This is a genomic window from Isorropodon fossajaponicum endosymbiont JTNG4 (genome assembly GCF_016592615.1).
Taxonomy (GTDB): domain Bacteria; phylum Pseudomonadota; class Gammaproteobacteria; order PS1; family Pseudothioglobaceae; genus Ruthia.
Genome location: NZ_AP013043.1, coordinates 882,599 through 899,500, shown reverse-complemented (window position 1 = coordinate 899,500; position 16,902 = coordinate 882,599). Strand labels below are relative to the sequence as shown.

Sequence of the window (16,902 nt, the reverse complement as noted above, 5' to 3'; positions counted from 1 at the left end):
TATTGATAGTACTAAAAACTTTAAATCGTCTTTAAAGAAAAGAGATTTCGTAACATTTGTAGAGTTTTTTTGATAAAGAAGAAAAGCCTAGTCGTGAAAAATTAACTAAAGCTGCTATTCAAAAAAGACAACAAAAATGAATCCAGTAGGAGACATTACGCAAAAAGAGCAGATAAGTATTAAGCAAGAGCGGGATAAAAAACAAAGCAATACCATACAAAAACCAATCAAAAGAAAAAACATTAATTACAAGAAAAAACAAAATGAAGTGGTTAAAGTCATATCCAATACCTTTGGTAAAAGTGTGTGGCGTAAAAACAGTGTTAACTCTCAGCATCAATACCTTAATAAAATTGCTGAATTGAAAGGTGCTAAAAGCACTCAAGACAAAATATACAACGTTAAGAAAGACGAAGAAAATCAAAAAAACCTTAGTGAAAAAATATTTAAAATTAAATTAAATACAAAAACTCTTCTTAATAGCGGACAGTCCACTAAAAAGATTATATGACGCAGGAGGCAGCACTAATAAAGAGACTTGTTTTTGAAATGAATGTAGAGGTGAAAAAAATACACCAACGAGTGTTATGGCGTTATAATTCATCTCGCGTTTTGGTGGCTTTTATTTATAAATAATACGGATAAGAATATGAGTTTAGTTAAATATATTTTAGCGTTGGGTATAGTTGTCACAATGCTTTCAGGGTGCTCTTTTGGTAAAATTTGGCCAAACCAAAGCAATCAATTAAAATCAAGTGGTGAAAAAGAATTGTTTTTTGCTGCCGATAGTGGCAAGCAGAAAAAGAATGACTTAAATAAAGAAGTGGTAGCAGCCTCTCCAACTGCTAAAAACACTCTAGTTGTTAAGCGTGTTTCAACACCTAAGATTACATCTTTTCGATATACGGAATTAACCATTCAAGCACAAGAGTGTTTACAAAAGTATTATGTTGGTTATGAATACGCATTGTGTTTATATAATAGTGGTGATATATCAAGTGCTGAGAGTTATTTAAGTAGTTTTTCTGATAACAATTCAGACAATAAATTAGCCTCTCAACTGCTTAAAAAAATAACAACACCTTTAGAGTATATTGTAGAAGAGGCTAATTTTAAGTTAAACAAATGGCTCTCAATAAAATCAGACGTGCCATTATTTAATATGAAACCACCTGAAAATATTAAGTATAATCCGCAAGCATTATCTTTAATCAAGCGTGAATTTGAAACCAGTAAAGCTTTTGATAAAAGGGTTATTTCAGTCCAAAAAGAAACTGAGGTTAAGGACTATCTTGTAGAACAGAGGCATAAGGAAAAAATGGTTATTTATAATCAAGCATTGGACTCTTATAATGCCTCTCTTTCTGATGAGAAAAAACAAAGGCAAAGCCGTAGTGAAGATGTTTATTTAGACTTTGTTAACACGAGCATTATTAATGTACTCGGCGCTCCTTATTTTTCTAACCCAATATACAATGCCGATACTCAAAAAATGTTTGTATATCTATCTTCTAAGAAAAGTAATTTTAATAAATTAGTTGCAATTGATTTGCCACTTGAAGAGGCTAAGTTATTTAAAGTTAATATTACTCAAACCTTTCCTGTATTGGAATTTAACACAAGTAGAAAGGCTTTATCTATTGCTAAAATTAGTGCGGACTTTTTAAATAAAGTCTATCCAGCACAACTTTTAAAGAATGATAACTCTTTACCCGTGCTAGGTACTGTGCAAAAAAATATTACTTCTAAATTTTCTAAGTAACCTTTAGTAGTACATATATGGAGCAAAGTTTATTATCCAGTTTGCAACGTTTATCGCAGTTGCAAAGGTCTCGTTTTGATGCATTAGAATTACAACAGGTTATTGAGGATGAATGCAATGGCTCAATTGAAAAATTGGCAATGTTACGTAATGTATGTCATGCATTATTAATTCCTAATCCTAAAGCATTAAAATCTATTAACGACCCCTCTTTGTTGCCTTTATTAATTTTTGATGAATTTCAGCAATGGGGTATCCTTAAAATTTTTAATGCCAAAGGCGAATGGGTGGCAGAATGGTTCTCTAAAGAGAAAAATGCCTGGCTAGAAGTAATACTTGATGATTTGAGCGAGTATGAGATTTTTGCCATAAAAATGAAAAAAAAATTCGACACAGGTAATAGTCGAATTTTTCAAATGGTTAAAACCGAACTAATTACTCATAAGAAATGGCTAATTGACGCTTCTTTAGCAGGAGTTTTGATTAATATTGTGGCCGTGGTTAGTGCTTTTTATTCTATGCAGATTTATGACCGCGTTGTGCCAACAGGCGCTCAACAAACTTTATTAGTGCTGACAATAGGCGTATTAGCAATAACGGTATTAGATTTTATTGCTAAGTTGGTGCGTGCAGGGTTATACGAAAAGTTGATTGATAACATAGATAGACGTTTATCTAGAGATGTATACAAACGATTTTTGGCATTACGCATGGATCAACTACCAAAAAGTGTGGGTAGTTTGGCTTCGCAAATGCGAGGTTATGAATCAGTACGTAGTTTTTTATCTGCTATTACGACTTATCTGGTAGTTGACGTTCCATTTGTGCTGTTCTATGTTTTATTGATTTCTGCTATTGGTGGTTATTTAGCCTTGGTACCTATGACATTTTTTATTATAGCGACTTTAACAGGGTTATATTTCCATAAGAAGATAGAAGCGTTAGCAGATAATATTAACGAATCTGTTAATCTTAAAGTGGGTTTACTAGTGGAGTCAGTTGAAGGCGCTGAAACGATTAAATCGGGTCAAGGTGGTTGGCGCATGCTTTCTAATTGGATGAATGTCACTGACGAAGGTCGTGGTTATGATTTAGAGATGAAGCGAATGACTGATCAGTCTCAGTATATGGTGGCATTTTTTCAACAATCTTCGTTTGTGCTGATGGTGGCATCAGGTGCATTATTGATTGGTGGTGGTGGTTTGACTATGGGTGGGTTAATTGCTTGCTCTATTTTGTCAGGTCGAATTTTGGCGCCTGTTGCACAAATTCCATCTCACCTAGTTCAATGGGCAAATACTAAGTCAGCAATTAGATCGCTAGATGTGATTTGGGATTTAAAATGTGACCATGATGGCATAGATTCACCTATTGTGCCTGAAAATCTACGTGGTGAATTCTATATTGAAGCGAAAACACAAATAAATTATGGCGAAAAGGCGGCTTTAGCTTTGCCAGAAATGAGAATCAACCCGGGTGAAAAAATTGGTGTTTTGGGACCTATTGGTTCTGGAAAAACATCATTATTACGCCTCTTAAGCGGTATGTACAAGCCTAATGTTGGTCGGATTTTATTAGATGACATTGATTTAGCCCATATCTCAAAACCTATTTTGGCTGAAAAAATTGGATTTTTACAACAAGAAGGTCGACTGTTCAAAGGCACACTTAGAGAAAATTTAATTTTAGGTTTGGCTGATCCTGGTGATGATAAAATTTTAGAGGTATCTAAATTAACAGGCTTATTAGATGGTGTTATCTCTACTACTGAAAAAGGGCTAGAGCAAGAAATATTTGAAGGTGGAATGGGCTTATCTGGTGGACAAAAGCAATTACTTAATTTAACTCGGGTAGTTCTGCGAGCACCAAAAATATGGTTATTAGACGAACCAACTGCATCTGTTGATCGCAACTTAGAAACTTTGTTAATTAACATGTTTAAGAAAACAATAAAAGCAGAAGATACGTTGGTATTGGTAACGCACAAGATGGAAATGATAGAATTGGTTGAGCGTTTAATTGTGGTTAATAAAAATCAAATAGTGATGGATGGACCAAAGGCTGATGTAATTGCCCAACTCTCTGGCAAAACACAAGAGGCCAAGTCATGAATTTAGAGAAAATTTTATTAAGAATTGAGCATTCATTTTCGATTGTTTATGTTTTATTAGGCGGCTTTATTGCCTTTATATTGTGGGCATCACTACTTGATATTGATGAAACGGTTCGCTCTCAAGGTAAAGTAGTTGCTAATGGTAGTAGCCAAATTATTCAAGTAGCTGATGGCGGTATTTTATCTAAATTACTAGTCAGTGAAGGTGATCATGTTAAGCAGGGGCAGCTTCTAGCAACACTTGAAAAAGATCGCGCACAAGCAGGTTATTACGAGGTAAAGTCTCAAGTGGCACATTTGAAGTCAGCATTAGCAAGAGCCAATGCAGAAATTTTAGAAAAACCCATTGTATTTGATGAATTAACCCAAGATTATCCTGATTTTATGAATGCACAAAAAGCTTTGTATATTCAAAAGAAACGCTCTTTAAATCAAGAAGTGTCCATGTTGGAGGAAGGTCTTGCAATGAGTACTGAGGAGTGGGAAATTACTCAAAGTTTAGAAAAAACAGGCGATGTTAGTCAGTTAGAAGTTTTAAGAGCCAAGCAAAAAGTATTAGATTTTAAGCGTAAAGTGGTGGATGTTAAAAATAAATATTACGAAAAAACCAGTGCTGAGATTGAAAGGTTAGAGGGTGAGTTGGCTAAAAATTTATATAAACTTAAAAAACAAAAAAGTGTTTTAGAATATACTGATGTTCATTCACCCGTGTCAGGCATTGTTAAAGAGCTAAAAGTAACCACTGTTGGTGGTGTTTTACGCGCTGGAGAACAATTGATGGAAATATCCCCTTCTCAAGGTGGTGTTATTTTAGAGGCAAAAATTAATCCTGTTGATATTGGTAGACTAAAACTGGGTATGCCAGTGGTGATTAAACTTGATGCATTTGATTATACTATTTTCGGTGGTTTAAAAGGCACACTAAATTACATCAGTTCGGACACTTTATTGGACAAAGATCCTTCGGGAAGGCAAGTGACTTTTTATCAAGTAAATGTCAAAATTGAAGGTCCAGAACATGAGGATAATGTCAAATCCAAGGCGATTAAGGTTAAATTGGGTATGTCGGGTACGATTGATGTTAAAGTCGGAAGGCGTTCTTTATTTACTTATTTAACCAAGCCAATTAGTCGTGGCTTTAGTGGCGCTCTTAACGAGAAATAATCAGATGTCGCTTTTTGAGCGGAGCATGGATATTATTAGTTGGTCTTTACTCAAGTACTGTATGTGCTGACTTATTGGCACCATGGCAATCTAAGAGCTATATCAAAAGAGCATTTTTTGAAGTTGCTTATAAAAATGAGTACCAGTTAAGACAAACAAAATTAAGACGTTGGCAGCAACCGATTAGATATCGGGTTGATTATTTTAACTTAGATGCGTCTGTTGGTATTGCTGAAGCGCTTATCCAAGACCATTTCCAGGATTTATCTAAAATCACAAGAGTGGTTATTAATAAAGATGATAAAAATCCCAATTTTAAAATACTATTAACCAAAAAAGCGCATTATAAATCAGCGATTAGTCGTTATACCAACACCAAAATAAAAGATCTCGATACTCAAAGCAACTGTTTGTTACATTTCAAGCATAACAAGAAATCTGAATTAACCAATGCATTGGTTATTATTCCTGTTGATCATGCAATGCGTTATGGCTTATTACCTGCTTGTGTTGTTGAGGAATTAACGTAAGCAATGGGACTTCCAAATGATTCAGATTGGGTTAGCCCTTCCATTGCAAATGACAAAAGTGTACTAGATTTATTAACAGGTTTGGATTATTTACTACTAAAGATTCTTAAAGTGCGGTCGTTCGTTATTATAAACCCATAACCACTGTGTGGTTGCATCTTGTGCTTGCTCAACAGAATCAAACAAATGCAGATCTAAACACTCTTGTCTTACTGTACGGTTAAATCTCTCAATGTAGGCATTTTGAGTTGGCTTACCTGGTTGGATGTACATTAACTCAATACCTAAGGCTTGTACCCAGTCTCTTAATGCTTGGCTAATGTATTCAGGACCATTATCACATCTGATAGCCTTGGGCTTGCCACGCCACTGAATCAAACGTTCTAATGATTGAATAACTCGTCTTGCTGGCATGGACAAGTCCACATCAATATTCAAGCCTTCCCGATTGTAATCATCGACAACATTAAAAGTTCTAATGTGCCTGCCATCAGTGAGTGAGTCTGACATAAAATCCATTGACCAAGTTTGGTTAATAGTTGTTGGCACACTCAGTGCTTCGGGTTTATCTCTTTTGATTCTTCTTCTTGGCTTGATTCTTAGATTGAGCTCCAGTTCTTGGTAAATGCGATACACTCGTTTATGGTTAAATTTGTAGTCTTTAACATTACGTAGATATAAATAGCACAGTTTAAAACCCCAACGCTTGTGCGTTGCGGTTAAGCGCAGTAGACAATCGGCAATTAAAGCATTGTCATCACTGAGTTTTGGTTGATAATAATAAGTGCTTTTACTAATGCTACAAACTTCGTAAATAAGTTTGATACTTGTGTTCTTATTTTGTTCATTGATGTTTAAAGCCATCCTCACGCCACTGGGATGGCTTTAGAACTTTTTTGCTAAGGCATCCTTTGTAATTTGCAGTTTCAACTCACTCTCAGCATACATACGCTTGAATTGAGCATTTTCTGATTCTAGCTCTTTTAAGCGTTTAACCATAGAGACAAAATCTGTATCACCGTATTTAGATCTCCATTTGTAAAATGTGGCTTGAGACATTGCGTATTCACGGCATAGATCAGCCACAGATATGCCTGATTGGTTTTGTTTGAGTATGTTGACTATTTATGACTCTGTATATCTTGATTTTTTCATGTGAAAACTCCTTATTTTTTATTATAGAATTTTCTACTTTAGAATGGTGGTTTTTTGGGGTATTACATCAGGACATGATTAAATCTTCTGTATTAAAAGCACAGGAACTCAATATTAGTAAATATTTTAATTAATTTTTTTATTGACTTTCAAGTGTGATATTGCCAACACCAGTCGTTTTTTTCCACGCATGTCCATAAATAACTTCGTAAGTGGCTGGTAATTTCCCATTACTTTTGTAAGAGTCATACATTTTAATCATCAATTGGAACTTGTCTTTACCAGTTAGGGACTTTGAGCGCTTAGTCCAGGACATGATTAAATCTTCTGTATTAAAAGCACAGGAACTCAATATTAGTAAATATTTTAATTAATTTTTTTATTGACTTTCAAGTGTGATATTGCCAACACCAGTCGTTTTTTTCCACGCATGTCCATAAATAACTTCGTAAGTGGCTGGTAATTTCCCATTACTTTTGTAAGAGTCATACATTTTAATCATCAATTGGAACTTGTCTTTACCAGTTAGGGACTTTGAGCGCTTAGTAACTGTTTGAGCGCCAATGGCCTTAAGATCGCGTAATAAATCAATGACTGTTTGATAGGTAAGTGTTAAAGTTTCCATTTCCATTACGGGATTTTGAAACCCATTTTGTAGCATTTGATCGCCAATATCATGCATGTCAATAAAAGTATTGACATGTGTTTTATCATCCACAATTGACCAGCTTTTTTTTAATTCTTTTAGCGTATCTGGACCAAAAGTAGAGAATAAAAATAACCCATTGTTTTTAAGTACGCGAAAACATTCCGAGAACAAAGTGTTAAGGTCTGGACACCACTGCATCATCAAGTTAGAAGTAATCATATCAACACTATTGTCCAGCAGTGGTAAATAATTAGCATTGGCACAAATTTTGCTACTAGATGGGTTATATTTTAAGGGTTGTTGGGCAAAATCTAGACAAATAATTTTTGAGTTTGAAAAGCGCTTAGTTAGTTGTTGGCTAAGTAAACCGGTGCCTGCACCAAGATCAAGAATGATGTCAGTTTTGGATGAAATAGCATTAAGTTTTTGATCTAACCTAACAGCAATTTCTTTTTGTAAAAAAGCATGATCATTATAATTATTTGAGGCTTTATTAAAGGCAAATCTTATCTGAGACATTGGACGATTTTATTGGTAATATTGTGCATTAGTTTAAAATAATGGCCAGATCCTTGCTGAATATTAAAACCTATAATGTCAATGCTTGCTGAATTTATATTCAGACCTTCGGTCAGTGAATTGATACGTTTTTTAGGTACCTCTATGGTGGTGAGCAAACATTTTGTTTGTGTATTCTTCATTATTTTTTTAGCCTCAAGTATTTTAAATATACTCAACCTTTCATCGTGGTAACTCGTAATATTGATTGATTTTTTTAATTGATTGGCATTGGTAAAATAATCAAAAGTATTGGAATAACTTGAAAGTACTTTAGGCTTGTAAACTGATAATTTTTGATTAATATCTTGTTTGAGTTTGTCTAAATTTCTGTTAAGTTTTTCTAAATTAGTTGTGTAATTTGATTGGTTATCAGGATCAATTTTAATCAATCTTTCAATTAATGTTTTTGCAAATATTTGCATATTATTTACATCTAGCCAAAGGTGATAATTGACTTTCTCCTGATGTTCGTTATGCTCCTTATGCTCCTCGTGTTTTTCACCTTTTTCATGCTCCTCATTGTGAATAAGATGAATATTTTTCACAATGCCAATAATTAGTTTTTTATTGGCATCAAGATTAGCCAATACTTTCTTAAGCCTACCTTCAAAAGTGGGGTGAATAAAAATAGCTAAGTCCGCATGGCTTAATAAAGATAATTGAGAAGGTTTGAGATGAGTGTGGTGCGCTGATTGATTGGTTTTTAGTAATAATTTTGGCTCTGTTATTCCTTGAGTTAGGCTGCTAACAATAGAGTGAATAGGCTTAATACTAACCACAATATTTGGTGCTGCAAAGATATTTGCAGAAAGTAACAGTGTTATTATTGTTAAGGGTGAACGAAAAATCATAATTATTTTTTCTAAAGAAAAGAATAATTATACTACTTAATTTATTTTTGACAAATAAAGATTGCACGCCTAGGCGCTGGTAATCCTTCGATGGTTAAGTCGCTATTGTTTAGGTCAAGAAAGTCTTTAAGAGATTGTGTGTTATTGCCAATCCAATGGGTTGCTCGTTGTTCTTTTGATGTGGTTTTGGTAATGTCCAGCAACTTAATGTTCTTAAATTCTGCATTTTCAAGCCAAGTACGCAGTGTATTTTCTGATGGCAAGCAGTAAACGTTTCGCATTTTAGCGTAACGTCCTTTTGGAATGATTTTTTCAACTTTTTCCAAATCAATAATAAGCGTTTCTAAGATGAGCTCTCCACCTGGTCTCATAACATCTTTTAGTTGTTTTAAATGTGACCTATGGTCTTTTTGGTGATATAAAACACCCATGGAAAACACCGTGTCAAACAAAGGTTTTTTAGGCATTTCTTCTAGGCGTAATGGCAATACAAATGCATTTGGTGGATTGTTAATTAAGGTGCGGATGGCTTGGAACTGATAATTAAATAATAAGAATGGCTCAATGCCCAGTGCAATTTCAGCACCTGAGATAGCCATAAGATAGGTAAAGTAGCCATTGCCAGAGCCGACATCAAGCACAACTTTATCCTTAAGTGGTTTGATATGGGGAACGAGTCTATGCCATTTCATATCACCACGCCATTCGCTATCAAGTTGCAGATCGCCAATTTGATAAGGCCCTTTACGCCAAGGCATAAGCTGTTTTAAAGATTTTTCCAAAGTGAGATTATTAATATGACTAGCACTAATGTTTAAATAAGGCGTTATAAAATCAAGGCTACCTGTATTTTGAGTTTTAATCTGTTCAATGGCTTGCCCCCATTTAGCTACATTGCCGTTATTTGCATTAAATGCACGGGTTGATAAGTTGATAAGTTGTGCGCATATCAAATCTAGTTGTGTTGATGTGGCGCATTTATAAAAATCACTAAGCATAAATTTATGTAAAGATGGCTATCCTATAATAAGTAGTATAAAATATAGAATCAAAGGGGGGAGGTAAGTCAACTTTTTGAATAATTTGGAGATAGAAAAATGATAAATAAAACACTAGGTCTTGTCATAACATTTGCATTAGTGGGTAGTGTAATGGCTGGTGGAGATGATCGTGACATGGGGCCTGTTGAGCCAATTTTTGATAAAGTTGTGGTGAAGAGTGAGCACAATATTGATACAATGACATTGACTGACACTTCCAAGGTGATTGGCCAAACTGCAACTGGTGCTCCAGTGACAATAGCAGCACATGAAGCTTGCAAAGGTAGACTTAATTTATCTGATGCCAACATAGAAAGATTCAAACAAGCACTTGCAAGTGGGTTCTTGTACAATACAGGCCCACTTGATGAAATGGGTACATTATTCTCACCAAAGAGATGGGAAGATTATTTTTTCTGCGTAGAAAATCATCAAGAGTAGCACTCATTAAGTTATCAAAAGAAGCCCGACACAAAGCGGGCTTTTTTTATTAATTGGTTGTTTAAAGATTGGATTAAATTTCTAACAGAGAGTTTTCTTTTTCGCCAAATTTGGTTTCTATTTCTTTAATGTGTGTATCAGTAATTTTTTGAATATCATCTTCTGCTTTTCTAGCCTCATCTTCTGAAATTTCTTTTTCTTTTAACAGTTCTTTAAAATCAGAATTGGCATCGCGACGAATATTGCGAATAGCAACTTTAGCTTGTTCTGCTTCATCTTTGACGACTTTTACTAATTCGCCTCGGCGCTCTTGGGTAAGTGGTGGCAAAGGAATACGCATAACTTGCCCCATGGTTTGTGGATTAAGTCCTAAATCTGATGTCATAATGGCTTTTTCAATCACAGCCACCATGTCCTTTTCCCATGGAGACACTTTAAGTGTGCGTGAATCCTCTGCACTGATACTGGCTACTTGGGACAGTGGCACCATAGAGCCATAATAATCCACATGAATTTGCTCAAGTAGTGATGGGTGCGCGCGACCTGCTCTAATTTTACTAAAAGCATTCTCAAGTGAGGTGACACTTTTATTCATTCTGCTTTGTGCGTCTTGTTGTATTTCATTTAACATAATTTATTTCCTTACGATAGTGCCTAAAGGCTCGCCTTTTAAAATACCTGATAATGTGTTGGTATTTTCTAGCATACTGAATACACAAATTTCCATATCATGTTCACGACATAGTGCAAATGCGGATACGTCCATAATTTGAAGATTTTTCTCAATCGCTTCATCAAAACTTAATGAATCATAACGTTTTGCACCGGGATTTTTAATGGGGTCGCTAGTATAAATGCCATCCACTTTGGTGGCTTTAAATACAGCGTCTGCATCAATTTCAATAGCACGTAGTGCTGCGCCAGTGTCAGTAGTAAAGCATGGACTGCCTGTGCCTGCACAAAAAATGACGACCCTACCCTTGTTTAAAGCTTGTTTAGCGCGCACGTGGTTAATTGAATCACACACACCACCACCAATTGGAAAGCCAGACATGACCAGTGTATCAACCTTATTTTTTTGACAAGTATCTGCAATAGCAAGTGCATTCATAACCGTTGCCAACATGCCCATATGGTCACCAGTAATGCGATTCATACCAGCTTGTGCGAGTGCTGCACCTCTAAAAATATTACCACCACCAACAACAATCGCTATTTCAATATTTTGACTAAGTACTGATTTGATAATATCAACAACCTTGTTTAGTGTTACTGGGTCAATTGTATTTTCAGTGCTGGCCAAGGCCTCACCACTGAGTTTTAATAAGATGCGTTTGTATTTACTCATTAACATGCGCTAAAAAGTCATAATATTGGGCTGATTTTACCCGTCTTGGTGGTTATAATTAACCCTTTGTCCGACATATTTTATATGGATCAAATTAGTATTCGTGGTGCCAGAGTCCACAATTTAAAAAATATCGATATTGATATTCCTAGAAACAAGTTAGTTGTGATTACTGGCTTGTCTGGTTCGGGTAAATCTTCACTGGCTTTTGATACCATTTATGCAGAAGGGCAGCGTCGCTATGTAGAGTCTTTATCGGCTTATGCACGTCAGTTTTTATCACTCATGGAAAAACCTGATGTTGACCATATTGAAGGACTCTCTCCAGCCATCTCTATTGAGCAAAAAGCCACCTCACACAACCCACGCTCAACGGTCGGCACAATTACAGAAATTTATGATTATTTAAGGTTGTTGTTTGCTCGCGCAGGCATTCCTAAGTGTCCAAAGCACCAAATTAATCTTGAATCTCAAACCATTTCTCAAATGGTGGACGGCATTGTCAAATTACCAACGGGTGAGAAAATCATGTTGCTAGCACCTATTGTGCAAAATCGCAAAGGCAGCCATATAAAACTATTAGAAGAATTAAATCACCAAGGTTTTTTAAGAGCTAGAGTTGATGGTGTAGTCGTGTATATAGATGAAATGGAAGTACTTAATGGCAAGGTTAACCATACTATTGAAATTATCATTGATCGTTTAAAAATACGAGAAGATATGGCTTCACGCTTGTCTGAATCGTTAGAAACTGCACTTAATTTAAGTGCAGGTTTGGTGCGAGTTGCATCTATGGATGATGAACCATCTTGGCAAGAAAAGGTGTTTTCTGCTAAATTTTCTTGTGTTGAGTGTGGCTACTCATTAAGTGAATTAGAGCCTAGACTTTTTTCATTTAACAATCCAGTTGGTGCTTGCCAAACTTGTGATGGATTGGGTGTAAAAGATACATTTGATGAGCAAAAAGTCGTGGTCAATCCTAGCATGAGTTTGGCGGATGGCGCTGTTTATGGCTGGGGACGCTCAAATGCTTATTTTTATCAAATGTTAATGTTGGTAGGTAAGTATTATGGCTTTAGTATTGAAACCCCTTATGAGCAATTAAGTGATAAGCACAAAAAAATTGTCCTTTACGGGAGTGGTACAGATGACATTGACTTTTCTAAAATAAAAGGACGTAAAGGCTGGTCTAATAAAGCCAAGCCATTTGAAGGCATTATTCCAAGAATGATGCGCCGTTATGAAGAAAGTGAGATTCGTAGTGTTAGAGAAGAGCTTTCTCGTTATGTGGTGAGCAAGGATTGCGGACAATGCCATGGCGATAGGTTGAATGAATCGGCTAGAAATGTATTCATTGATGGGCAAAACTTATCAAACATCACCAAACTTTCCATTGCTGATATTTATGATTTTTTCAAAGAGTTGAAGTTGGAAGGAGCTCGTGGTCAAATTGCGGATAAGATTTTAAAAGAAATTGTCCAACGTTTAGCGTTTTTAATTAACGTGGGTTTGGAATATTTAAGCCTTGACCGTAGAGCAAATAGTTTGTCAGGCGGTGAGGCGCAGCGCATTCGCTTAGCTAGTCAGATTGGTGCAGGATTGATGGGGGTGTTGTATGTGCTTGATGAACCATCAATCGGTCTGCATCAAAGAGACAATCAAAAGTTACTAAATACACTGACTTATTTGCGTGATATTGGCAATACAGTAATTGTGGTAGAGCATGATGAGGAGGCAATTAAACAAGCTGATTACGTGATTGATATCGGTCCTGGCGCTGGTATTCATGGTGGTGAAATTGTTGCAATGGGCAGTCCTAAAGACATTGAAAACAACCTTAAGTCTTTAACGGGTGATTATTTAAGTGGTCGTCAAAGTATTGAAGTGCCTGCTAAACGTAAAAGTGCCAGTCAGTGGTTGCGCATTAAAGGCGCTAGGGGTAATAATCTTAACAAGGTTGACTTGTCTATCCCTGTGGGTGTATTGACTTGTGTGACAGGTGTATCTGGCTCTGGAAAGTCAACTTTAATTAACGACACTTTATATGCTTTAGCAGCCAGGGAGCTTAATCGCGCACAAACAACGCCTGCTGAATATGAGTCAGTTGAAGGTTTGGATTATTTTGACAAAATTGTCAATATTGACCAAAGCCCAATTGGACGCACACCACGCTCTAATCCAGCCACTTATACAGGCGTGTTCTCATTAATTCGTGATTTATTTTCACAAACTTTAGAAGCAAGAACATGTGGTTATAAAGCAGGGCGTTTTAGTTTTAATGTTAAAGGCGGTAGATGTGAAGCGTGCAAGGGCGATGGGCTAATCAAGGTAGAAATGCATTTTTTACCAGATGTTTATGTGTCATGTGATGTGTGCAAAGGCCAGCGTTACAATCAACAAACTTTAGAAGTGCTTTACAAGGGGAAAAGTATTGCACAGGTGCTTGACATGACCGTAGAACAGGCTTGTGAATTTTTCCAACCCATGCCTAAAATTAAACAAAAATTACAAACTTTAATGGATGTTGGGCTTTCTTATATCACCCTTGGACAAAATGCAACCACCTTATCTGGTGGTGAGGCGCAACGCATCAAATTAGCAAAAGAGTTGTCAAAAATGGATACTGGACAAACGCTCTATATTCTTGATGAACCAACAACAGGCTTGCATTTTCATGATATTAAACTTTTGCTGTCAGTTATTAATAGGTTGCGTGAGCGCAACAATACCATTGTGATTATTGAGCACAATCTTGATGTTATTAAAACTGCAGATTGGATTGTTGATTTAGGCCCTGAAGGGGGTAATAAAGGCGGGCAGATTATTGCATTCGGCACGCCAGAAGAGGTGGCTCAAGTTAAAGGGTCGTACACAGGCGAATATTTAAAAGCTTACTTGTAGTTTATCTTTAACTTCATTTTTAATCTGCAAATTAGTTAATGTGTAGGTGTATCTTTTGTTGCCTTTATTTTGTTCTATCAATACAGGTAAATATTGATATTTAGATAAAAAGTAAGCTTTTATATTGTTATTATTAGCATTTATTCTGCTAACTTTAATGGCTTTAACAGATTGGTCGTTGATTTTAAGCAAGTGTCCATTAGTTCTTTTGTATTGATGCTGTTCGATTGATTTTCCATTGGTCACTTGGTAGGTAAATATTGATTGATTAGGGTTGTGCTCTAAATCATTTGACAAAGCTAAAAACAAACTTAGTGGATCAACAATGTTGCCATCTTTAGAGTGCCAAGTTTTAATTTTTGGCTGGGTTTTAGTGAGAATAGACACAACAGTATGATTTTTTGAATGGATATCAATAGCATAATTTTTAACCAATTCCCCGTCTTCTTGTTCTATGATTTGGTAATGTATAGCATTAACACCTTGACGATTAGTAGAAAAGGTAGAACTTGCTGCTATGGAATAGTCTTTTATAAAGGCTGCAAGTCCTGAGGTTCTGGCATTTGCAGTATAAAAATAATGTTTATCTAGTTTGTGTAATGTTCTCACTTCCTCGGCTATTTTAAAACCGTTAATTGATAATTTATAGTTGGCAGTATGCGCTTTTAAGGCGTACGTTGTGGGGTTAATTAAGATTGTGAATATAATTAAGGCAAGCACCCTCATAAGACTTTTCCATCTAGTATAGCGTGATTTTTTTCAAGTTTTAGCCTGCCTTGTGTAAACCAATGAATGACTTTAGGGAATAATTTATGCTCCTCAAGCAAAACGCGTTTTGCCAAAGATTCTGCTGTATCTGTATCAATGATATCAATGATATCAACACTAGCTTGGGCAATAATAGGGCCTCCATCAAGTTGCTCAGTCACAAAGTGAATACTAACACCATGCTGACTTTCTTTAGCTTCTATGACTCTTTGATGGGTATTAAGCCCTTGAAATTTTGGCAATAACGAGGGATGAATGTTGAGCATTTTTCCTGAATATTGGTGTGTAAATTCAGCACCTAGTATGCGCATAAAGCCAGCAAGAATAACAATTTCAGGATTGTATTGATTAATAATGTTGCTTAACGCTTGGTCAAACTCCTCTCTAGATGAAAATTGTTTGTGATCCAGTGTGTGGGTAGAAATATTTGCACGTTCAGCACGTTTAAGGCCATAGGCACTACTGTGGTTACTAATAACTGCTTTAATGTCTAAATCAATAGCAGTGGAATGGTCGATAATTGATTGTAGGTTTGAGCCGTTACCAGAAATTAAAACAACACCATCCATATTTAATATACAAGTTAAATGATAACTTGACTGCCTTGATTGTTCGTAATTTCACCCACTAGCCAAGCATGTTCGCCCAGTTCGTTTAAGTGTTGAATGGCGTCAGTGCTTTGTTGCGCTGGTACAATAATAACCATGCCTATGCCACAGTTAAATACTCGATACATCTCCATCATATCAATATTGCCATTGTCTTGTAAAAACTGAAAAATACTGGGTAGTTGCCAAGAGTCAGTGTCAAGTTTTGCACTCAAGTTTTCAGGCAATACTCTAGGAATATTTTCCAACAAGCCACCACCTGTAATATGTGAAATAGCATGTACTGAGAATTTTTCAATCAGTGATAATACTGATTTTACATAAATTTTAGTAGGCTCAATTAGCGCGCTTAATTGCGCCTCAGTTGGGTCTGATTGCGCCAGAACTTTGCGTATTAGTGAATAACCATTAGAGTGTGGACCTGAAGATGCCAGGGCAATGATATGATTACCTTTAGTGACTTTGGTGCCATCAATTATTTTATCTTTATCAGTAATGCCCACACAAAAACCAGCAAGGTCATACTCTTCACCTTGGTACATACCTGGCATTTCAGCTGTTTCACCACCAATTAAAGCACAGCCTGATTGCTTGCAGCCTTCGCCAATGCCATGAATAACAGATGTGGCTAGCTTGGTATTTAACTTGCCTGTTGCATAATAATCTAGGAAAAATAACGGCTCAGCACCTTGGACAATTAAGTCATTCACGCACATGGCAACTAAATCGATGCCAATCGTATCATGCTTATTTAACATTTGTGCCACTTTAAGTTTGGTGCCAACACCATCTGTACCTGAAATTAGAACTGGGTTTTTATATTTATTAATGGGCAATTCAAACATCGCACCAAAACCACCAAGACCAGCCAATACTCCAGATCTGGAGGTTGATTTAGCAATCGGTTTGATTTGTTCAACTAGTGCATTACCTTTGGTAATGTCAACGCCTGAGTCAAGGTATGAGAGTGATGACATGACAGTTTTTCCGTATAATTAATTTCTTTTGAAT

Annotated in this window: 15 protein-coding genes and 2 pseudogenes; 7 read left to right on the top strand and 10 right to left on the bottom strand. The window is 36.0% G+C overall.

Translation table 11 applies throughout. The features are described from left to right. The first annotated feature begins 136 nt into the window (after positions 1–136). The 5 genes and pseudogenes from CVFO_RS05305 (at position 137) to CVFO_RS05285 (ending at position 5,710) form a co-directional block, all read left to right on the top strand. On the top strand, positions 137–511 hold the full coding sequence (locus CVFO_RS05305; RefSeq protein WP_201339014.1) for a hypothetical protein: 375 nt from the start codon (positions 137–139) through the stop codon (positions 509–511). Between the two features lie 138 nt (positions 512–649). After that, positions 650–1,762: a hypothetical protein gene (locus CVFO_RS05300; RefSeq protein WP_201339013.1), complete on the top strand. Its 1,113-nt coding sequence runs from the start codon at positions 650–652 to the stop codon at positions 1,760–1,762. A gap of 17 nt (positions 1,763–1,779) precedes the next feature. Continuing rightward, positions 1,780–3,873, top strand: a complete 2,094-nt coding sequence (locus CVFO_RS05295; RefSeq protein WP_201339012.1) for an ATP-binding cassette domain-containing protein — start codon at positions 1,780–1,782, stop codon at positions 3,871–3,873. Further along, complete coding sequence (locus CVFO_RS05290) at positions 3,870–5,039, top strand: beta-barrel domain-containing protein (RefSeq protein WP_201339011.1); 1,170 nt, start codon at positions 3,870–3,872, stop codon at positions 5,037–5,039. The genes CVFO_RS05295 and CVFO_RS05290 overlap by 4 nt, the downstream gene beginning before the upstream one ends. A 14-nt stretch (positions 5,040–5,053) precedes the next feature. Beyond that, positions 5,054–5,710: pseudogene (locus tag CVFO_RS05285) on the top strand (DUF2927 domain-containing protein). Here CVFO_RS05285 and CVFO_RS05275 read toward each other — a convergent pair. The 5 genes and pseudogenes from CVFO_RS05275 to cmoB form a co-directional block, all read right to left on the bottom strand. Next, positions 5,666–6,694, bottom strand: a pseudogene (locus tag CVFO_RS05275) (IS3 family transposase). The pseudogenes CVFO_RS05285 and CVFO_RS05275 sit on opposite strands and share 45 nt — an antisense overlap. 169 nt (positions 6,695–6,863) lie before the next feature. Next, positions 6,864–7,040 (bottom strand): hypothetical protein, encoded by a 177-nt coding sequence (locus CVFO_RS05270; protein ID WP_225879219.1) that lies wholly within the window; start codon positions 7,038–7,040, stop codon positions 6,864–6,866. A 63-nt stretch (positions 7,041–7,103) separates the two neighbouring features. Further along, positions 7,104–7,892 carry a malonyl-ACP O-methyltransferase BioC gene (gene bioC / locus CVFO_RS05265; RefSeq protein ID WP_201339008.1) on the bottom strand — a complete coding sequence of 263 codons (789 nt, stop codon included), beginning with the start codon at positions 7,890–7,892 and terminating at the stop codon, positions 7,104–7,106. Next, positions 7,880–8,785 (bottom strand): metal ABC transporter solute-binding protein, Zn/Mn family, encoded by a 906-nt coding sequence (locus tag CVFO_RS05260; protein WP_201339007.1) that lies wholly within the window; start codon positions 8,783–8,785, stop codon positions 7,880–7,882. The genes bioC and CVFO_RS05260 overlap by 13 nt, the downstream gene beginning before the upstream one ends. 41 nt (positions 8,786–8,826) lie before the next feature. Next, positions 8,827–9,783: a tRNA 5-methoxyuridine(34)/uridine 5-oxyacetic acid(34) synthase CmoB gene (cmoB, locus tag CVFO_RS05255; RefSeq protein WP_201339006.1), complete on the bottom strand. Its 957-nt coding sequence runs from the start codon at positions 9,781–9,783 to the stop codon at positions 8,827–8,829. 99 nt (positions 9,784–9,882) lie between these two features. Here cmoB and CVFO_RS05250 point away from each other — a divergent pair, with 99 nt between their 5' ends. After that, positions 9,883–10,266, top strand: coding sequence for a hypothetical protein (locus CVFO_RS05250; protein ID WP_201339005.1), 384 nt, complete (start codon positions 9,883–9,885; stop codon positions 10,264–10,266). 73 nt (positions 10,267–10,339) lie between these two features. On the opposite strand, the gene frr is transcribed toward CVFO_RS05250, so the two are convergent. Next, the gene (gene frr / locus CVFO_RS05245) at positions 10,340–10,897 is read right to left on the bottom strand and encodes a ribosome recycling factor (RefSeq protein WP_201339004.1); all 558 of its coding nucleotides are present in this window, start codon (positions 10,895–10,897) and stop codon (positions 10,340–10,342) included. Between the two features lie 3 nt (positions 10,898–10,900). Then, positions 10,901–11,614 carry a UMP kinase gene (gene pyrH / locus CVFO_RS05240; RefSeq protein WP_201339003.1) on the bottom strand — a complete coding sequence of 238 codons (714 nt, stop codon included), beginning with the start codon at positions 11,612–11,614 and terminating at the stop codon, positions 10,901–10,903. Between the two features lie 84 nt (positions 11,615–11,698). Here pyrH and uvrA point away from each other — a divergent pair, with 84 nt between their 5' ends. After that, complete coding sequence (gene uvrA / locus CVFO_RS05235; RefSeq protein ID WP_201339002.1) at positions 11,699–14,515, top strand: excinuclease ABC subunit UvrA; 2,817 nt, start codon at positions 11,699–11,701, stop codon at positions 14,513–14,515. Here uvrA and CVFO_RS05230 read toward each other — a convergent pair. Genes CVFO_RS05230 through purM form a run of 3 tightly spaced genes read right to left on the bottom strand, consistent with a single transcriptional unit; the run spans position 14,498 to position 16,868 of the window. Continuing rightward, positions 14,498–15,241, bottom strand: coding sequence for a DUF3108 domain-containing protein (locus tag CVFO_RS05230; RefSeq protein ID WP_225879218.1), 744 nt, complete (start codon positions 15,239–15,241; stop codon positions 14,498–14,500). The two genes, uvrA and CVFO_RS05230, sit on opposite strands and share 18 nt — an antisense overlap. Then, the gene (gene purN, locus CVFO_RS05225; protein WP_201339000.1) at positions 15,238–15,852 is read right to left on the bottom strand and encodes a phosphoribosylglycinamide formyltransferase; all 615 of its coding nucleotides are present in this window, start codon (positions 15,850–15,852) and stop codon (positions 15,238–15,240) included. Before purN ends, CVFO_RS05230 begins: the two co-directional genes overlap by 4 nt. A 14-nt stretch (positions 15,853–15,866) precedes the next feature. Continuing rightward, a complete protein-coding gene (gene purM / locus CVFO_RS05220; protein WP_201338999.1) occupies positions 15,867–16,868 on the bottom strand; it encodes a phosphoribosylformylglycinamidine cyclo-ligase in 1,002 nt (333 codons plus the stop codon). Positions 16,869–16,902: the final 34 nt, after the last annotated feature.